Below are 19,647 nucleotides of genomic sequence, written 5' to 3' on the forward strand. Positions count from 1 at the left end.
TCGCTCGCTATAAGCGAACACGTTAATAGCGAAAAGCATATCGCGTAATGGCCCTTGGAACCGCTGAAAAAAGCAGAACACATCATTCGTAAAAACCACTGCTTACTAAAAGCCACTGTTTGCATGTAATGATACCGTTAGGAAGTACGACATCTTTGAGCACGTAGACTGCTTCAGGGAATACAGAAAAAACCGGCCAATGGTTAGGCCGGTTTTGCTTATGAGCGGTTCTCTACATCTAGCTTATGACTGTGCAGCCAATGTATTCAGGCCACGGGCTAGGTCACGCTGAATGTCTTCCTGGCTCTCTAAACCCACCGCGACACGAATCAACCCTGGAGAGATACCGGCAGCAGCCTTCTGGGTATCCGAAAGACGCCCATGAGTAGTGGTAGCAGGATGAGTAATAGTGGTTTTAACGTCACCCAGGTTACCCGTGATGGAAAGCATACGGGTCGCATCAATGACCTGCCATGCCCCCGCCTGGCCCCCTTTCACTTCAAAGCCCAATACGGCGCCAAACCCTTTTTGTTGCTGTTTGGCCAAGGTGTGCTGTGGATGGTCTTCCAAGCCGCTGTAGAACACTTGCTCAACCGCTGGATGGCCATCCAACCAGCGAGCTAGCTCCAAGGCGTTTTCACAGTGGGCTTTCATACGCAGCGACAGGGTTTCCAAACCCTTGGTAAAAATCCACGCGTTGAATGGGCTGAGGCAAGGTCCGCAGGTACGCACTACACCGAACACTTCTTCAAGCAGTGTATGGCTCCCTACCACCGCTCCACCAATAGCACGGCCTTGACCATCCAGGTACTTGGTCGCCGAGTGGATAACCAAGTCAGCGCCTAACGCCAGTGGCTGTTGAAGTGCTGGGGTGAGGAAACAGTTATCAATAGCCAGTAATACATCATGGCGTTTTGCCAACGCTGCCAGCGCGGGGATATCAGCAATTTCAGACAGCGGATTCGATGGCGTTTCGGCAAACATCAAACGCGTTTTAGGCGTAATAGCAGCTTCCCACGCAGCGACATTGGAAAGCTCCACGTAACGCGTGGTAATACCAAATTTGCCCAAGTACTTATCGAACAGACTGACCGTGGATCCAAACAACGACCGGGAAGCAACGATTTCATCCCCGGCTGAAAGGAGCGCCAATGCAGTCGATAGAATAGCCGACATGCCCGAGCTGGTCGCCACACAGCGCTCACCGCCTTCAAGCGCCGCTAGGCGACGCTCAAAGGTATGCACCGTCGGGTTGGTAAAGCGTGAATAAACGTTGCCCGGTTCCTGTCCACCGAATTTACGCGCCGCTTCTGCAGCGCTCTCGTAGACAAAGCTTGAAGTCGGAAAAATAGGCTCAGAGTGCTCTTGTTCAAAGGTGCGCTGATGGCCCGCACGAATCGCCAGTGTCTCTAATGACCACGCATCCTGATGATTGTCATCATACATAAGGCCTCTCTCCTAATCGTCCAGGTCATCGTCCTGATTGTGCATATCGACCAGAGCATGGTCGCCTGCGCTTTGATCCTTGGCGGAATCATTACGGCTAGCTTCAAGCGCGGCCAAGTAAGCGTCGTCGATATCACCGGTCACATAGTTGCCATCAAATACGGAGCAATCAAACTCTTCCATGTCAGGATTTACTTCACGACACGCCGCCTTTAGATCTTCCAAATTCTGATAGAAGATTCGATCAGCACCGATTAAATCACCGACTTCTTCTTCGCTACGGCCATGCGCAATCAACTCAGACGCAGCGGGCATGTCGATGCCATATACGTTGGGAAAACGTACTGGTGGCGCTGCCGAGGCAAAATAGACCTTACGAGCACCGGCATCGCGGGCCATTTGAATAATCTGCTTACAAGTCGTACCGCGTACGATTGAATCGTCTACGAGCAGCACATTCTTGCCTTTAAACTCAACATCGATGGCATTGAGCTTTTGGCGTACCGATTTTTTACGCTGGGTTTGCCCCGGCATAATAAAGGTTCGACCGATATAGCGGTTCTTCATGAACCCTTCACGGTAGGTCACCCCTAGGTGCTGCGCCATTTCGAGAGCAGATGTGCGTGACGTATCGGGGATCGGAATCACCACATCGATATCGTGATCTGGCCATTCGTTGAGAATGCGGTCACCCAACTTACGGCCCATCTGCATACGGGTACCGTAGACATAGGCACCGTCCAGCAGCGAATCAGGGCGCGCTAAATAGACATGCTCAAAAATGCATGAACGTAGCTGTGGGCGGTCAGCGCAAACCTGGGTATGGATATTGCCTTCGATATCAACAAAGATAGCTTCGCCTGGCGATAGATCCCTTTCAAGCTCAAAGCCGCCTACATCCAACGCCACGGATTCAGAAGCGATCATCACTGCCTGGCCATTTTCCTCTTCGCGAGTGCCGAAGACCACCGGACGAATACCGAAGGGGTCGCGAAACGCTACCATACCGAAGCCGTTGATGATGGCGACAGCAGCATAGCCGCCTTTACAGCGACGGTGAACACGACGAACAGCGTCAAAGATGTCTTCCGCTTCCAGATGAAGGCCTTGCTTACCCAGCTCATGTGCAAACACGTTGAGCAGTACTTCAGAATCGGAGCTGGTGTTAATGTGGCGCAAGTCGGTAGAAAACAGTTCCTGCTTCAACTGCTCGGAGTTGGTCAGGTTACCATTGTGCGCCAGAGCAATACCGTAAGGTGAGTTAACATAGAACGGCTGCGATTCGGCTTCACTTGAAGAACCTGCCGTGGGGTAACGCACATGCCCAATGCCGAGATTGCCTTTCAGGCGAGCCATATGGCGGGTATGGAAGACGTCACGCACCAATCCATTACTCTTGCGCAGTAGGAAGCGTCCCTCGCTCCATGTCATCATGCCGGCAGCGTCCTGGCCACGATGCTGAAGTACGGTCAGGGCATCGTAGATCCCCTGATTTACCGCTTGTTTGCCCAGAAGGCCCACTATACCGCACATTCACGTTACCTCGCTTAATGCCATGGCTCACCTAACTCTTTAAGCAAGCCCAAACGTTCGTAGAATCGACTTCAGTAACAGGTCAATCACCTGTTGGGATTACTTCACGCTCTGCCGTACCGGGCAGGCGCAGTTCAGGCAAAGAAATGTCACGCAGTGACGACGGCGCCTCTGGGAGTTGGCGGTCCCACTGGTTTAACTGGCTCACCGCCCAATCACGCAGCTGCATAAAGGTGGGTCGCAGCTCAGCTTGCTGCCACGCCTGAAGCTCCGCCAACGGCGTAAACGTAATCAGCACCGTCGCCACTAGCAAAATGACCGCACCGCGTGCTACACCGAAAGCGGCCCCTACTACCCGGTTCAGCAAACCCATGCCGACCCACTCTACGGCAGCGTGTACCAAGCGAATCACAATGCCACAGAGTAAAATAACGGCAAATATCACCAGCACAAAGGCGAGCACTAAACGGGCGTCAAAGCTTTCGATGAACCCGCTCATTAGGTCTGCCACTGGCTCGGCGAGCACACGGGCAACCATTAGCGCGACCACCCAGGCAGCCAACCCCAACGCTTCGCGCACAAATCCTCTTACGAAACCGGCCAGCATTGATAGCGCCAGCACGGCTAAAAAAACCGCATCAATCCACGTTAACGCCATGTTTTAGTCTCTTACTCGAACGAGCAGGCCTTGCACGTTCGCCCGCTCCTTAATCGAAGACATGGCAGACTCCCCATCTTCAGAGGTGGCATAAGGGCCAACAAACACGGTTGTCATATTATTTTCACGCTCACGCTGATACACCGTAAATCCCTGATCAGAAAGCTGCTCACTAAGCCGTTGCGCATTACCAGGCTCTCCAAAGCTGCCGACTTGCACCGCCCACTCTCCCTGAGCACTTGCTGAGGGGGTGGATGAGCTAGATGAGGAGCTTTGAGATGAACTTTGTGAAGAACTTTGTGACGAGCCTTCACTGCGGCTTTGGGCGCTGCCACTATTGCTGGCAATCAGGTCAGCAATGGGGTCGCTATCGAGAGTGTCTGGGGCTTCATCAGGCTCATTAGAGCCCACGGCTTCTGCGTTGGAAGATGATTGGTTAGACGTAGCAATTTGATCGGTTTCTGGCAAACGCGGATTGGCGTCAATAGCCATCTCATCATCACCACGGGGTACTGGCGATAATGACGGTTCGTCAATAGTGGAAGGCATTTCAGGAGCCGGTACATCCCGGCGCTCCACTTCAATCGGCTGTTCAATCACAAAATTCGGTTGAGGGCGATCTTCCCGAGGTGCAGGGTCACTCATTAGCCACGGCACAAAGATCGCCAGCAGCGCGAGTAAAATAACAATACCGCTAATGCGTTCCGTTTTACCGTATTTCATTTCCGTCTCCCTCAAGCAGCGCAACGCCTGTTGGCAGTGGCCCAGCTAACAATGCCGCTACTGTAAAGAACGACCCGGTGGCCAAGACACGATCATTGGGCGCTAATACATTGGCAAGCCAATCGGCGCCAGCTTCTGGGGTATCAGCGCAGAAGTGCACCCGCCCACCATGAGCCAGAATGCGCTGCGACAACTCGCTGGCCGGGCAACCCCGCTCACCGGTTAGTGACACACAGACCCAATCTCTGATGCGAGTCACTAATGCCTTTATAACCCCATCCAGATCTTTATCATTCAGCATGCCGATAAGCCCCCACTGGCGACCACCTTGTGGCGCAAGCGGCAAATGGTGAGCAACGTACTCAGCGGCATGTGGGTTATGCCCTACATCAAGACACCACGGCCCAATCCACTGCATTCGCCCAGCCAGTTGCACCGTACTTAGCGCCGTTTGAACAGCCGCTTTTTCTAACGCCAGCCCGGCGAGCACGAGCGCCTGTAGCGCAGTAGCCGCATTATCGATTGGGAGTCCAGGGTCGGGAAGATCGTCGATAACGATATGCTCGCCATTCGCTTGCTGCCCCTGCCAGCACCATTTAGAACGCTCGTTGGACTTCATGTGATGTGAAAATTGCTGACCCAGTACCCAGGTGGGCGCTGCCAGCGTCTGGGCGTACTCGGCGACGCTTGCAGGCAGCGTTTGACTGCCTAACACAGCAGGCTTTCCGGAACGGAAAATGCCAGCTTTTTCACGCCCAATCTGGGCTAAATCAGTGCCCAGAAAGTTAGCATGGTCCTGAGCGATGGTGGTGACAATAGCCACATCTGCATCAATGATATTGACCGCATCAAGCCGACCGCCCAGGCCTACTTCAAGCACTGCAATATCAAGCTCGGCCTGGGATAAACACCACAGACCACACAATGTGCCTGCCTCAAAATAGGTCAGGCTGATTTCGGCATCCTGTAAGCGAGCACGCTCAACATGCTCAAACCCTTTTATGAGCAGTTGATCGTCGGCTTCCTGCCCATCAATTTTGACGCGTTCGTTATAGCGCAACAAATGGGGAGAGGTATAGGTTCCCACTCGCTGCCCATGGGCACGAGCTACGCTTTCGATCATGGCAAGGGTTGAGCCTTTGCCATTTGTACCTGCCACGGTAATAACGCAGGGGGCGATAGGACGTAATAACAGCCCCATACGCCTTGCCACTTGCGAAACACGCTCCAAGCCCATATCGATCCCGACCGGATGCAGCGTTTCCAAATGGTGAAGCCATTGGTCTAAGGACAATGTGGGCAAGGAGTTAGACGGCAAAGAATCAGGCATTGCGTGAATGGTCATCACTCTTAGCGGTAGTGGTGTCCTTCTTCGGCTCCTCAACCTTCTCAAACGTGACGTCAGCGGTTTCCGCCAAGTTATCTTCCTCAACGATAGGCTCAACAACGTCAGCATCATCAGGATTGCTCGAACTCACCGGCGTTGCGGCGTGGTGCGTTAACTTACGCAACACACTGCCCACGCGGGCACGCATTTCATGCCGATGAACAATCATATCGACAGTGCCATGTTCAAGCAGAAATTCGCTGCGCTGGAACCCTTCTGGCAAGGTTTCACGCACCGTTTGCTCGATGACCCGCGGGCCAGCAAAACCAATCAGAGCGTTGGGCTCGGCAATATTTAGATCGCCCAGCATGGCTAGCGAGGCCGAAACACCGCCAAAGACAGGATCGGTCAATACCGAAATATACGGCACGCCATGTTGCTTGAGCTTTTCAAGTGCGGCGGATGTCTTGGCCATCTGCATTAGCGAGAAAAGCGCTTCCTGCATGCGCGCCCCCCCTGAGGCAGCAAAGCACACCAGCGGGATATTCTCTTCCAAAGCGACTGTGGCGGCACGAACAAATTTCTCGCCGACGACCGCCCCCATTGAGCCACCCATAAAGGTAAACTCAAAAGCAACAGCGACCACCGGCAAACCGTCTAACTCACCTCGCATCGCTACCAACGCATCCTTTTCGCCGGTATCTTTTTGCGCTGCAGTCAGGCGGTCTTTGTATTTTTTAGAGTCACGAAATTTCAATCGATCATTGGGTTCGATTTCCGCCGCGATCTCTTCTCGGCCTGGTTTATCCAAGAACCAGTCCAAGCGCTTACGCGCCGTCAAGCGCAAGTGATGATCGCACTTGGGGCAGACGCTGTTGTGTTTTTCTAGCTCAGGGAGATAGAGAACCGCTTCGCACTTGGGACATTTACGCCAGAGGCCGTCGGGCACGCTAGCGCGACGGTCTTTACGCTGGATACGACCCATGGAGGGTACGATCTTGTCTAACCAGCTCATATCAAAAAGGCTTCCATTATACGTCAACGCCTGGCAAAACCAGGCTTGATGAGTGATATCAATCTATTAAAAATAGGCGATAAAGCATTTTGCTTTAGGCATCCATCGCCGTACGCATTTCTGCTAATACACTTTTCAACTGGCCCGCGATGGTTTCAGGTGCATCGAGACTTTCTGCGATACGGTTAACCAAAGCGCTGCCTACGATCACACCATCAGCGACTTTAGCCACTTCCGCGGCGGTCACGCCATCGCGGATACCAAAACCAACACAAAGCGGCAAATCGGTCATGCCGCGCAGCGGTGCTAGGTGCTCAGCCACATCATCTGCATTTAAGGTGGCGGCGCCTGTCACGCCTTTCAGCGAAACATAGTATAGATAGCCCTCGCCATGGGCGCATATTGTAGCGGCACGCTGATGGGAAGTGGTAGGCGCAACAAGAAAAATTGCCGCTAAATCACGTGATTTCAATAGTGGCCCGATCTCATCGGCTTCTTCCGGCGGCATATCCACGATCAACACACCATCCACGCCTGCACTGGCGGCTTGGTCGGCAAAGTTCTCATAACCAATGCGCTCAATGGGATTTAAGTACCCCATCAGCACGACCGGTGTCGTGGTATCGGTTTGGCGAAATTCTTTGACCATCTGCATTAGGTCAACAAGCCGTGTGCCTTGCTTTAACGCACGTTCACAGGCTTTTTGAATAACGGGACCATCGGCCATCGGGTCGGAAAAAGGGACACCGAGTTCAATGACATCGGCACCGGCGTCTACCAGAGCGTGCATAAAGCCCACTGTATAGTGTGGCGCTGGATCCCCTGCGGTGATGTAAGGGATCAGAGCCTTGCGGCCCTGCTGTTTAAGTTCACTGAAACGCTGATCAATACGGTTCATGCTTACCCTTAAAAAAGCTGCCCTTAAAATTCAATGCCATCAATGTTGGCCACCGTCATGATATCTTTATCGCCGCGTCCCGAAAGGTTGACCACAATGTGTTGGTCAGGACGCATCGTAGGCGCCAACACCTTGGCATGGGCCAGGGCGTGTGCCGACTCCAAAGCGGGCATAATGCCTTCCATCCGTGTCAGCTCGCGGAACGCTTCCAACACTTCTTTATCATTGGCTGTCACATAGCTAACCCGCCCTACGTCTTTCCAGAGCGAGTGCTCAGGCCCTACCCCGGGATAATCCAGGCCGGCTGAAATGGAGTGAGTATCCGACACTTGGCCAGCGTCGTCTGACATTAAATAAGTGCGGTTGCCATGCAATACCCCGCGAGGCGCGTTAGATGACAGAGGCGCCGCATGGCGGCCCGTTTCAACGCCATCACCACCTGCTTCAACGCCATACATAGCGACGTCGTCATCTTCCACAAAGGGGTAGAACAAGCCCAACGCATTTGAGCCACCGCCAACGCAGGCGATCAGCGCGTCAGGGAGACGTCCGATCTGCTCCAACGATTGACGGCGCGCTTCACGCCCGACTACCGCGTTGAAATCACGTACAAGCAGCGGATAAGGATGCGGTCCAGCCACCGTACCGATGATATAGAAAGTGGTATCAACGTTGGTGACCCAGTCACGCAGCGCTTCGTTCATGGCATCTTTGAGCGTACGCGTGCCTGATTCGACCGGGATTACACGTGCGCCGAGCAAATGCATTCGGTAAACGTTCAGCTTCTGGCGTTGAACGTCATCAGCGCCCATATAGACATCGCATTCAAGACCCAAGCGAGCAGCCACGGTGGCCGAGGCAACGCCATGCTGACCTGCGCCTGTCTCGGCAATAATGCGAGGCTTACCGGCTTTTTTTGCCAGCAGCGCCTGACCAATAGTGTTATTAACCTTGTGAGCACCCGTATGGTTCAGGTCTTCACGTTTTAACCATATCTGGGCGCCCCCAAGGCTGTTCGACCAACGCTCAGCATGGTAAAGCGGAGATGGACGACCTACATAATGGGCTAAGTCATAGTCGAATTCAGCCTGAAAATCGGGATCGTCACGCAGGCTTAAGTACGTTTTCTCCAGCTCTTCCAAAGCAAAGCTGAGGGTTTCTGACACAAACCGGCCGCCATAGGGGCCAAAATGACCACGGGCATCCGGCATTCGGGTCAGGTCGCTGAACTTCGTCTTTGGGGTAGGCGTCGCAGAATCAGTCACAGAGATACCTCACAAGATCGCCAGAACAGGCAAACAGTAAATGAATTAACTTAAAAACGTCGCTCGATAAAATACCTATCAGCCATACAAGCCAACACCGGACGTGCTCTAGCGCGCGTTAGCTAGCGCCACATGACGGACGAAAGAGGCCATTTTATTAGCATCTTTACAGCCGTAAGAGGCTTCAATACCGCCGGACACATCCACCGCATAGGGCCCTACTTGGCGCACAGCGTCAGCGATGTTATCAGCAGTCAGCCCACCGGCGAGGATAACAGGTTTTGCTAGTTTTGCGGGGATTCTCGACCAATCAAACGTTTCCCCTGTACCGCCCGGCACGCCCGGTCGGTAAGCATCCAATAGTAGTGCTTGAGCCAACCCATAGCGTTCAGTTTCATGCACCAAGTCTATTTCTTCGTGCATGCGAAGCGCCTTCATCCAGGGTAGCGAGTAGCGCTGACACTCCTCGGGCGTTTCGTTGCCATGAAATTGCAGCATATCCAAATAGGGCAAACAGCGCTCAATGAACTCCGCCGGTTGATCAACAAAGAGTCCTACACGAGTCACAAACGCAGGAACCCGGGCAGACAGGCTCGCCAACTGCTCAATAGAGAGTCCGCGTTTACTGTTAGGCCACATCACAAAGCCTAATGCGTCTACTCCCAGCGACACAGCAAGGTCAATATCCTCGGCGCGAGTAAGCCCACAGAATTTAATTCGGGTGCGGGTTAGCGATAGATGACTCATGACGATGCCTCCTGTTCAGGGTTAGCTGCCTTCTTACTGAGCGAACGACTGCGTCGGTACGCGACGCGAGGCGTATCCGGCAGCTCACGCTCCCCCGTCCATTCACCCGTAAATGATAGCAAATGCGGCCCCAGCGGCTCTTTGGGTAAGTCAAAGCGCTCGTCATAAACCGAGTCAACAAAATGCAGCCCGCAAGCAGGCGCCGTCACGTCTCCTTTACGGCGATTTTTTAGCGCCAGCAACTCACCTATATATGACTCTTCCTGAGCGCCTCGCCCAACACTGACCAGCGCTCCGGCAATGTTACGAATCATATGATGTAAGAAGGCGTTGCCTTGAACATCAATCATGACTAGCTGGCCGTAGCGTTTGACATCAATAAAGTGCAGATGTCGCCAGGGCGTTTTCGATTGACAACCAGCAGCACGAAAGCTGGAAAAATCATGCTCGCCTACCAACGCCTGGGCGGCTCGATGCATAGCATCGGCGTCTAGCGGATCGCGACACCAGGTCACATTGGCGCGCTCCAATACCGGGCGGCTTATTTGATTCAGCAGTACATAGCGATAACGCCGGCCCAATGCGCACAGCCGAGAATGAAAGTCATCGCCTACCGGCTTAACCCAACGCACGGCAACATCTCTTGGCAAATGGGTGTTGGCGCCAAAGATCCAGGCCTTTTCAGAGCGCCCTACTGGCGGGTCAAAATGGATGATCTGGCGCGTCGCGTGCACACCAGAATCGGTGCGTCCACTGGCGTGAATCTGGATAGGCTCGTTGGCTACCCTGGTCAGCGCTTCCTCCAATGAAGCTTGAACAGAGGCAGCGTGCTTAAGGCGCTGAAAGCCGCAGTAACGGGTACCATCATACTCAATACCCATTGCCAGCCGACCAGTGAGCGGAATTTTCTCATCGAAGTGATAGAACAGCGTCATCAAGCCACGTCATTTTGAAGATTTTGAAGGTTCGCTATTATCCAGCCCTCGTGGCTTGAATGCTACCTCTTCAATTTCCCACTCTTCTTCAATCGGTCGACGTGGCTTTTTAACCGTGGGCGGGGGACTTTCGGTAGTAAACTCCACCGTCGGTTGCAGTAGGTTTTCGCCACGTTGCTCCACACTGCTTTTTACGGCGCCATTCAAGCTAGGTGGGTGGTAATCGACAGAGCGATGCCTAGCATCGTCAGACGCTTCGTAGCCTTTCTCTGTTGGCTGTACCTGAACCGCGGCCACTCGCTCAGTCGCCCCCAAATCCGCATTGAGAGAAGCCAGCATTTGACGCATGGACTCAGCGCTGGGCGGCGGTGCTAAGGAAACGTTTTCAGACCTGTTAACCTCCAGCCCTAAACGCTGCCGGCGCCCCTGCTCCGCCAAACCGGCTGCCTGGCTCTTTTCATAGCTCTTTTCATAGCTCTTTTCATAGCTCTTTTCATAGCTCTTTTCATAGCTGAGCGTGCCTTCATACTCAAGCGCCTGCTCTTGATCATTGACCAGCCATTGATCGGGATTGAGCGACGAAACTGGTTGAGTAGCGGGCTTATTGAATTCGGGCTTGGTCTCGAACTCGTGCTCTTCCTTAATGGCTGTTTTTTTCTCGGTCCCATTCTGCTGCGCGTTAACGTCAGCATCATTCGATTGCGCGGGATAAATGACGGGGGCAGCCTCATGCCTAACTTTTGCCTCGGCTGTTGCGCGAGGAGTGACTGCAGGCTTTACCACTGGCTCAGCAAATGAGCTATCTTCCCAGGTATCTTCCCGGCGTTTGCGTAACCATACCAACAGCGCCACCAAAAGTGCGATGGCAACTAACGCCAGAGGCCACTGGTAGCGTGCCATCAAGGCGGACACACTCTGGTCCTCCCCCATACTGGCGGCGAGCGGCGCGGGCTCTTGCTCTCGGGCAGTCAACGCCTCACTTAACGCCTGCGTCAGCGAGGCGACTTCGCCCCTAAGCTCGTTAAGTTCGGCACGCATTAATGCACGCTCTTCCAGTACTTGCTGGAGTGTCGTTTGGCTTAAGCGCAGTTGCTCGGTTAACTCTGCCCGGGTTAGCGCCTCGGGCTCATTGGTTGCCTCTTCTAGCACTGCTTGATCGTTTACTTTGGGCTCGTCCGCGTCAGGCTCACTTGGTTCAGTCCCGCCCGCAACCAGTGCACTGTCGGGCTTAAACGTGCTACTTGCTTCACCACTTTCCTCAACACTTGCCTCATCACCTTCCTCATGAAGGGTTTGGGTAGCGTCTACAGCGATGTCTGAAACAGCGATAGCTTCATTTTCAGGTAACGGCGTCGCCTGCAGTGTGCCATTGCGGCGGGCGCGCCATGCTTCATTCATCGCTTTAATCGCCGCATCCGCATCGCGATGAGGGTGCGCCAGAATACGCTCACGATCGGGTATACGCAGCGTTTGGCCTGCACGCATGTCATGTATATTCCCGCTCGGAAAAATATCGGGATTGGCTTCCAACAGCGCCACCATCATCTGTTGAACGCTAGACTGTGGCGGTTTGACGCGTTCTGCGACCCCCCAAAGCGTATCGCCACTACCCACATAGGCACTACGGTCCTTGTCAGGTTCGTTTACACGCGGTGGGGTTGTCGGATTGGCTGCAACCGTTGGCATTGCAGCAGTGGTATTTTGCGCGGTGGCAGTGGCGACTTGGACAGTAGAAGCGGTTTGCGCATAGCCCTGGGGGTCGAACAGAAGGGTCACATCATGCGCTTGCTGCCCACCAGGGTATTCAATGGTTAGTAGTAGCTCCAGCCAAGGCTCCTCCATCGCCTGCTGTGAACTTAAGCGCACTTGAAGGTGGCCCTGCTGCTCTTGAACCCGAGCGCGCACACTGGCTGCTAACGGCGTCCATTCAAGCCCTGCTGCGGCAAAATCTGACGGTTCGGCAACGCTGACACGAATATCATCAGGCGCGTAATCGCTGCTTTCCAGCAGAGGTATTGAGGCGTCTAAAGGCGCATCCAAATAGGAGCTGACATTCGCCTGCCCCAACCCAACGGCCAGCGCGAAAGGACTAACTGCACTCAGCGAGAGCCATGTAATCCATGTCAGTGTATTTTTCATGAATGTTCCCTGGTGACGCCACATACTCTTTAACCGATGAAGCAATCTTATTGTATTACTCCAATTTAATTATAACTTAACGAAATAGCGCCACTTTTCCCACTACTGTGATTAATAAAGACGTAAAAAAACGGGAAGCTGCATACAGCTTCCCGTTTTCGATTGGCGTACTACACAAGCTTTTTACTGTTCGCGTAGAATCTTCAGCATCCGCTTGAGCGGTTCTGCAGCGCCCCACAGCAACTGGTCACCTACGCTAAACGCAGATAGATATTCACCACCCATTTGCAGCTTACGCAGGCGGCCAACCGGTACCTGCAGCGTACCCGTTACGGCAGACGGCGTTAGCCCAGCGATGGTGGCATCTTTATCATTCGGGATTAGCTTGACCCACTCATTGTGCTTGGCAATACGCTCTTCGATCTCGTCTATCGGCACATCCTGCTTCAGCTTGATCGTGAACGCCTGGCTATGTGAGCGCATCGCGCCGATACGGACACAAAGACCATCAATGGGGATCGGGTTATCACCAAGACCAAGAATTTTATTGGTCTCAACGCTGCCTTTCCATTCTTCGCGGCTCTGGCCATTTTCGAGCTTGCTATCAATCCATGGCAGCAGGCCACCGGCAAGTGGCGCAGCAAAGTTGTCAATCGGGAAGTCGCCTCCCCGCATAGCGGCGGTGACTTTACGATCAATATCCAGGATCGCACTAGAGGTATCCTTTAGCTCTTCGCCTACGCTGTCGCGCAGCTGCCCCATTTGGTTGAGCAATTCACGCATGTGCTTAGCGCCCGAGCCAGAAGCTGCCTGATAGGTCATGGAGGTCATCCACTCGACCATATCGGCTTCAAACAGACCGCCTAAGCCCATTAGCATCAGACTGACAGTGCAGTTGCCACCGACAAACGTTTTAGCCCCTTTGGCCAGCTGATCGTCGATCACCTTGCGATTAACCGGGTCCAGCACGATCGTTGCTTCATCTTCCATACGCAGAGTACTGGCGGCGTCGATCCAGTAGCCTTTCCAGCCTGCGCTACGCAGATCTTTATAGACCGGTTTGGTGTAATCACCGCCTTGGCAGGTGACGACGACATCCAGCGCTTTAAGCGCTTCGATATCATAGGCGTCTTTCAGCGGAGGGACGTCCACACCGATATCGGGGCCAGGCTGACCAACCTGGGAAGTGGTGAAGAATACCGGCTCAATACCGTTAAAATCCCCATCTTCCTGCATGCGCTGCATCAGCACTGAGCCAACCATACCGCGCCATCCCACGAAACCGACTTTCAACATATGAAGTCCTCCTGTAAAGAATGAGTGCCTCTATTATACACACTTCTTTACGCTGATTTTGAAACCGCTCTTACTGCTTAGCAAAGGCTGCCAGCACTGCATCGCCCATGGCGTCGGTGCCGATAGTTTGCATACCCTCTGAGGCGATATCCGCGGTGCGCAGCCCCTCATCCAATACGCTGCCTACGGCAGCTTCAATGCGCTCTGCCATGGCATTTTCATTCAGTGAATAGCGCAGCATCATAGCTACAGAGAGCATCATCGCCAGCGGGTTAGCCACATTTTTACCGGCGATGTCCGGCGCACTACCGTGGCACGGCTCGTACATGCCCTGCCCGCTTTCGTTCAGCGAGGCAGAAGGCAGCATGCCGATGGAGCCGGTCAGCATGGCGGCGGCATCAGAGAGAATATCGCCAAACATATTGCCGGTGACCACCACATCAAACTGCTTGGGCGCGCGCACCAGCTGCATGGCGGCGTTATCGACGTACATGTGCGTTAGCTCGACGTCCGGGTACTCTGGCGCCAAACGCTCCATCACTTCACGCCACAGAATGGTGACTTCCAGTACGTTGGCTTTATCCACCGAGCAAAGCTTCTTGCCGCGCTTCTGGGCCATGTCAAACGCCACGCGACCAATACGCTCAATTTCGCTCTCGGAGTAGATATAGGTGTTAAAACCGACCCGCTCGCCGTTACGTACTTCAATGCCACGCGGCTGGCCGAAGTAGATGCCACCGGTGAGTTCGCGAACGATCATGATGTCCAGCCCAGCGACCAGCTCTGGCTTCAGGCTTGAGGCACTGGCCAACTGCGGGTAGAGCATTGCCGGTCGTAAATTGCCGAACAAACCCAGGTTTTTGCGCAGGCCCAGCAGGCCCTTTTCAGGACGCTTGGAAAGATCTTCAATTTTGTCCCACTTGGGGCCACCCACGGCACCCAGCAAAATTGCACTAGCGGCTTTGGCTTTTTCCAGTGTTTCCGGGGGCAGCGGTTCGCCGTGAACATCATAAGCGGAGCCGCCCACCAAGCCTTCTTCTACTTCAATATCCAAGCCTGCTTCTTGGCACGCTTTCAACAACCGTGCCGCCTGGGCAGCAATCTCAGGGCCAATACCATCACCCGGCAGCAATAAAACCTTATGCGTCATGCTGAATCCTTAGCATTTAATAGTTGAAGACTGACTTACGCGGACTGACGAAATAGCCAGGGGCGTGCGGCTTTATGCTTCTGCTCAAAAGCACGAATGGCGTCTTCGTCTTTTAACGTCAGACCAATATCGTCAAGCCCTTCCAGCAGGCAGTGCTTGCGGAACTCATCCACTTCAAATTCTAAAATCTCGCCGCTGGGAGTAATAACCCGCTGATTCTCCAAATCCACATCCAACGGGTAGCCTTCGTTAGCGTCTACCTCGGCAAACAGGCGATCAATTACGTCTTCCGGGAAAGTGATCAGCAATATGCCGTTCTTGAATGAGTTGTTATAGAAAATATCGGCAAAACTGGGCGCAATCACCACTTTGAAACCGAAATCTTCCAGTGCCCAAGGCGCGTGCTCACGAGAGCTGCCGCAGCCAAAGTTGCGCCGCGTCAACAGTATTTCAGCGCCGCTGTAGCGCGGCTGATTTAAGACGAAGTCTGGGTTCAGCGGGCGCTGTGAGCAATCCTGCCCCGGCTGACCTTCATCCAAGTAGCGCAGTTCGTCAAACAGGTTAACGCCGAAGCCGGTGCGCTTGATCGACTTCAAAAACTGCTTCGGGATAATCAAATCGGTATCGACGTTGGCGCGATCAAGGGGCGCTACTACGCCTTCAAAACGAGTAAATTTTTTCATGGCTTAGGCCTCCTGCGCGTGAGTGGCGTCGTTGGCGGGCAAGGTCCGCACATCAACAAAGTGACCGGCGATCGCCGCTGCCGCTGCCATCGCAGGGCTAACCAAGTGCGTGCGGCCACCGTAGCCTTGGCGCCCTTCAAAATTACGGTTAGAAGTAGAGGCGCAGTGTTCACCGGCTCCCAGCTTATCCGCATTCATGGCCAAACACATGGAGCAGCCGGGCTCACGCCACTCGAAGCCCGCTTCAATAAATATCTTATCCAAACCTTCCGCTTCGGCTTGTCGTTTCACCAAGCCAGACCCCGGCACCACCATGGCCAGCTTGATAGAATCAGCGACTTTGTTGCCTTTGGCGACCTTGGCGGCTTCGCGTAAATCTTCGATACGCGAGTTCGTGCAAGACCCGATAAAGATTTTATCCAACTTGATATCAGTAATTTTCTGGTTGGCGTGAAGCCCCATGTACTCCAGTGCGCGGGTATGGCTGCGCTGCACGGTTTCATCCAGCGCGGCGAACGGATCAGGCACTTGACCGGATATACCAGTAACCATTTCCGGGCTGGTACCCCAGCTCACCTGTGGCTCGATCTCTTCAGCCTGCAAAGTAACAACTTTATCGAACTGCGCATCGTCATCAGACACCAGATTGCGCCAATCCGCCACGGCTGCTTCCCACTGCTCAGCGGTAGGCGCAAAGGGACGCTTGCCAAGGTAATCAATGGTGGTGTCGTCGACCGCGATCAAACCTACCCGTGCACCTGCTTCAATGGCCATGTTGCACACCGTCATGCGCCCTTCCATAGAGAGCGAAGCAATCGCACTACCGGCAAACTCAATCGCATAACCAGTGCCGCCAGCGGTGCCGATCTTGCCGATAATCGCCAGCACCACGTCTTTAGCCGTGACGCCCAAACCCAGCTCGCCTTCCACGCGCACCTGCATATTCTTCATTTTTTGCGCCAGCAGACACTGGGTCGCCATCACGTGCTCGACCTCTGACGTGCCGATACCGTGAGCCAAGGCGCCGAATGCGCCGTGGGTCGCGGTGTGGGAGTCGCCACATACCACGGTCATGCCCGGAAGCGTTGCGCCCTGCTCGGGGCCGACCACGTGCACGATGCCCTGGCGTGGGTCGTTGATTTTGAACTCTTCGATGCCGTACTCAAGGCAGTTATCGTCCAGGGTCTGTACCTGAATCAGCGATACCGGGTCTTTAATACCGCTATTGCCCTCGGCGCGCTCTTTAATGGTCGTCGGCACGTTGTGATCAGGCGTGGCCAAGTTGGCATCCAAGCGCCATGGTTTGCGGTTTGCCAAACGCAGGCCTTCAAACGCTTGCGGTGAAGTCACTTCGTGCAGCAGCTGGCGGTCGATGTAGATCAACGCGGTGCCGTCATCGCGCTGCTTGACCAAGTGCTGGTTCCAAAGCTTGTCGTAAAGGGTTTGACCTGACATATGGCTCTCCTGGGCGACTGCCCTGCTAGTTCGGTATGGCAGCCTCTGCGTGCTGCTTATATTTCGATAGCACGAGTGTTACGCGACTCGTACATAAAAGCAATTCATGTTATTCATAGATTGGATTCCATATAGGAATACCTATTCAAGGATGCGTCAATGGATACCCAGAGCTTACAAGCCTTTCTGGCCGTTGCTGAGACCCAAAGTTTCTCGCGGGCGGCGGAACAGCTTTATCTTACCCAGCCCGCCGTTAGCAAACGCATCGCCACCTTGGAGTCTCAGGTGGGCGCACGCTTGTTTGACCGCATAGGGCGGCGCATTGCGCTAACCGAAGCCGGTAATGTGCTGCTGCCACAAGCGCGGCATATTCTGTTTACCGTTGAGGACAGCCGCCGAGCACTCGCCAATCTTTCTGGCCAAGTAGGCGGTAAACTCACCCTGGCCACCAGCCACCACATTGGCCTGCACCGCTTACCACCCTTGTTAAAGCAGTACACCCAGCGTCATCCAGAAGTAGAGTTAGACCTGCACTTTCTGGATTCAGAATTGGCCTACCAGGGCGTGTTGGACGGCACACTGGAAATGGCCGTGGTAACCCTCGCCCCCCACCCTCATGAGCAGCTACAGGTTGTTGAACTTTGGCGCGACCGGCTCTGTTTTACCTGCGCGAACGACCACCCGCTGGCCACCCAAACCACCGCTTCTCAAAGCCTGCTGTCGTTGGCAGATCTATGCGACTACAACTGTGTCATGCCGGGAGCAAAAACCTTCACAGGATCGCTTATCGCAAAGCGTTTTAGCGAAGCTGGCCTGCAACTACCGGTGAGCATGGCGACCAACTATTTAGAAACGCTAAAAATGATGTGCAGCGTCGGATTAGGCTGGAGCCTGCTGCCGGAAAAAATGATCGACAGCGAACTGGTGGAGCTTAGGGTAGACACCCCACCTATTTACCGACCGCTGGGCTATTTAGTGCATACCAATCGAACGCTTTCTAATGCAGCGCGCAGGATGATTGAAGAGCTTGAAGCCGCTAGATAGCTTAAAATTCGCTATCCATGTCAATAAGTGGCCCGGCAGTTAACCTGCCGGGTCGATGGTGAAGCGTTGAGCCAATGCTTGATGAAGGGTATCCCGAGCAGTTTCGTCGAACAGCACAAAGCGGATCAGGCGCACTTTATGCAAGCTCGGCAGTATTGCTTCAAGGGTAGCCGCACACACTTCGGCAGCCTCTTCCGCCGGGTAGCCAAAAGCGCCAGTAGACAGTGCCGGGAAAGCCAGCCGCTCAATACCGTGCTCGTCGGCCAATGCCAGCGCATTGCGGTAACAGTCCGCCAGCAGTTGGTCTGCTGGTTTGTCGATGCCGTATACCGGACCCAGGCAGTGAATTACCCAGCGATTAGGCAAATCATGGCCGCCGGTGAGCACCGCTTGGCCCGGAGTGATGGGCGCCATTGACTGGCCTTCTTCGGCCAGACCCGGCCCGGCGGCACGATGAAGCGCCCCGGCAACACCACCGCCGGTTCGCAATTGCGCATTGGCGGCATTGACCACCGCGTCTACATCGGGCTGTTGGGCAATATCGCCCACCACGCACTGCACGCTAATTTTGCTCTTATTGCTCATAAACACTGCACCTCCACCTATTAAGACATATCAATGATCGCCCCGGCTTCACGCATTTCGTCCAACACGGTTTCCTTACGTTTTCAGCCTTGAAGACTTACTCGCTTTTACTGGCAAAACATTTTTTGTGGCTAAATAAACGCTTAAAAAGCAAGTGAGAAGGAATATAAAGAAACACGATCAGAACGGTGGCAAGTATTACCAGATAAAGATAATCAGGTAGTACGTTTTGCTGCCCTGCCGGCCCATACACCCAGTTAACATTATTCTCCGGCTCGGTTACCCAATAGGTGACCGGCAACACCACCAGAGCAATAATAGTTTGCAGCAACAGTGCTCGCTTGTCGTATCCCAGCTTTACCAGCAGGTACAGCAACACCGGCGGTAGTGTGATGTGAAAAAGCCCTGAAATAATGCGGATATGCATCGCGGTGTCAGGATCAAACATGTAGGCACTTATCTGGATCAGGTTGCCACCCGTTAGAAAATCAAGCACCCAAGCTGACTCGAGAAAGAACACCGCCACCGCCATCGTGCTATTGATTAGCCGGTTCTCAAACCACAAAGCAGCCACCAAAGAAAAGAGCGCAATGTCCGAAAACCACAGAAAATTAGCAGGCCCCAGGTCACGCCAATATACCGGAATGATCACCAGAACCATGATGGTGTAACTGATTTTGAGCCAGAGCGGTATGTTGCCTTTCATTCTATAGCACATCCTTAGTAACGCATTTGCCAACTTTTCAGC

Annotated in this window: 18 protein-coding genes; 1 reads left to right on the forward strand and 17 read right to left on the reverse strand. The window is 53.8% G+C overall.

Annotated features, from left to right (window positions below; genetic code table 11):
• Positions 1-243 precede the first annotated feature (243 nt).
• The 15 genes from ACW44H_RS10885 to leuC all read right to left on the reverse strand — a co-directional run bounded on the left by ACW44H_RS10885 (position 244) and on the right by leuC (position 17,270).
• The gene (locus tag ACW44H_RS10885; protein WP_457504475.1) at positions 244-1,446 is read right to left on the reverse strand and encodes an O-succinylhomoserine sulfhydrylase; all 1,203 of its coding nucleotides are present in this window, start codon (positions 1,444-1,446) and stop codon (positions 244-246) included.
• A 12-nt stretch (positions 1,447-1,458) separates the two neighbouring features.
• Positions 1,459-2,979 carry an amidophosphoribosyltransferase gene (gene purF / locus ACW44H_RS10890; RefSeq protein ID WP_113269640.1) on the reverse strand — a complete coding sequence of 507 codons (1,521 nt, stop codon included), beginning with the start codon at positions 2,977-2,979 and terminating at the stop codon, positions 1,459-1,461.
• Between the two features lie 82 nt (positions 2,980-3,061).
• Positions 3,062-3,637, reverse strand: a complete 576-nt coding sequence (locus tag ACW44H_RS10895) for a CvpA family protein (protein WP_457504476.1) — start codon at positions 3,635-3,637, stop codon at positions 3,062-3,064.
• 3 nt (positions 3,638-3,640) lie between these two features.
• Positions 3,641-4,360 carry an SPOR domain-containing protein gene (locus ACW44H_RS10900; RefSeq protein WP_457504477.1) on the reverse strand — a complete coding sequence of 240 codons (720 nt, stop codon included), beginning with the start codon at positions 4,358-4,360 and terminating at the stop codon, positions 3,641-3,643.
• Positions 4,347-5,705, reverse strand: coding sequence for a bifunctional tetrahydrofolate synthase/dihydrofolate synthase (gene folC, locus ACW44H_RS10905; RefSeq protein WP_457504479.1), 1,359 nt, complete (start codon positions 5,703-5,705; stop codon positions 4,347-4,349). Before folC ends, ACW44H_RS10900 begins: the two co-directional genes overlap by 14 nt.
• A complete protein-coding gene (gene accD / locus ACW44H_RS10910) occupies positions 5,683-6,702 on the reverse strand; it encodes an acetyl-CoA carboxylase, carboxyltransferase subunit beta (protein ID WP_457504481.1) in 1,020 nt (339 codons plus the stop codon). The genes folC and accD overlap by 23 nt, the downstream gene beginning before the upstream one ends.
• 94 nt (positions 6,703-6,796) lie before the next feature.
• Positions 6,797-7,600: a tryptophan synthase subunit alpha gene (trpA, locus tag ACW44H_RS10915; RefSeq protein WP_113269636.1), complete on the reverse strand. Its 804-nt coding sequence runs from the start codon at positions 7,598-7,600 to the stop codon at positions 6,797-6,799.
• Between the two features lie 23 nt (positions 7,601-7,623).
• Entirely contained in the window at positions 7,624-8,811 is a 1,188-nt protein-coding gene (gene trpB, locus ACW44H_RS10920) for a tryptophan synthase subunit beta (protein WP_447045680.1), read from the reverse strand.
• A 162-nt stretch (positions 8,812-8,973) separates the two neighbouring features.
• Complete coding sequence (locus tag ACW44H_RS10925; protein WP_457504482.1) at positions 8,974-9,612, reverse strand: phosphoribosylanthranilate isomerase; 639 nt, start codon at positions 9,610-9,612, stop codon at positions 8,974-8,976.
• Positions 9,609-10,547 carry a tRNA pseudouridine(38-40) synthase TruA gene (gene truA, locus ACW44H_RS10930; RefSeq protein ID WP_457504484.1) on the reverse strand — a complete coding sequence of 313 codons (939 nt, stop codon included), beginning with the start codon at positions 10,545-10,547 and terminating at the stop codon, positions 9,609-9,611. Before truA ends, ACW44H_RS10925 begins: the two co-directional genes overlap by 4 nt.
• A 9-nt stretch (positions 10,548-10,556) precedes the next feature.
• The gene (locus ACW44H_RS10935; protein ID WP_457504485.1) at positions 10,557-12,686 is read right to left on the reverse strand and encodes a type IV pilus assembly protein FimV; all 2,130 of its coding nucleotides are present in this window, start codon (positions 12,684-12,686) and stop codon (positions 10,557-10,559) included.
• 183 nt (positions 12,687-12,869) lie between these two features.
• Positions 12,870-13,982: an aspartate-semialdehyde dehydrogenase gene (asd, locus tag ACW44H_RS10940; protein ID WP_113269631.1), complete on the reverse strand. Its 1,113-nt coding sequence runs from the start codon at positions 13,980-13,982 to the stop codon at positions 12,870-12,872.
• Between the two features lie 70 nt (positions 13,983-14,052).
• Positions 14,053-15,132: a 3-isopropylmalate dehydrogenase gene (leuB, locus tag ACW44H_RS10945; protein WP_457504486.1), complete on the reverse strand. Its 1,080-nt coding sequence runs from the start codon at positions 15,130-15,132 to the stop codon at positions 14,053-14,055.
• 35 nt (positions 15,133-15,167) lie between these two features.
• On the reverse strand, positions 15,168-15,815 hold the full coding sequence (gene leuD / locus ACW44H_RS10950; RefSeq protein WP_457504487.1) for a 3-isopropylmalate dehydratase small subunit: 648 nt from the start codon (positions 15,813-15,815) through the stop codon (positions 15,168-15,170).
• 3 nt (positions 15,816-15,818) lie between these two features.
• Positions 15,819-17,270 carry a 3-isopropylmalate dehydratase large subunit gene (gene leuC, locus ACW44H_RS10955; RefSeq protein ID WP_457504488.1) on the reverse strand — a complete coding sequence of 484 codons (1,452 nt, stop codon included), beginning with the start codon at positions 17,268-17,270 and terminating at the stop codon, positions 15,819-15,821.
• A gap of 159 nt (positions 17,271-17,429) precedes the next feature.
• On the opposite strand from leuC, the gene ACW44H_RS10960 reads away from it, so the two are divergent.
• Complete coding sequence (locus ACW44H_RS10960; RefSeq protein ID WP_113269627.1) at positions 17,430-18,314, forward strand: LysR family transcriptional regulator; 885 nt, start codon at positions 17,430-17,432, stop codon at positions 18,312-18,314.
• Positions 18,315-18,353: 39 nt separating this feature from the next.
• On the opposite strand, the gene ACW44H_RS10965 is transcribed toward ACW44H_RS10960, so the two are convergent.
• The gene (locus tag ACW44H_RS10965; protein WP_457504489.1) at positions 18,354-18,899 is read right to left on the reverse strand and encodes a macro domain-containing protein; all 546 of its coding nucleotides are present in this window, start codon (positions 18,897-18,899) and stop codon (positions 18,354-18,356) included.
• A 97-nt stretch (positions 18,900-18,996) separates the two neighbouring features.
• On the reverse strand, positions 18,997-19,605 hold the full coding sequence (locus ACW44H_RS10970; RefSeq protein ID WP_457504490.1) for a hypothetical protein: 609 nt from the start codon (positions 19,603-19,605) through the stop codon (positions 18,997-18,999).
• Positions 19,606-19,647 lie beyond the last annotated feature (42 nt).

The sequence above is a fragment of the Vreelandella sulfidaeris Esulfide1 genome (assembly GCF_054072535.1).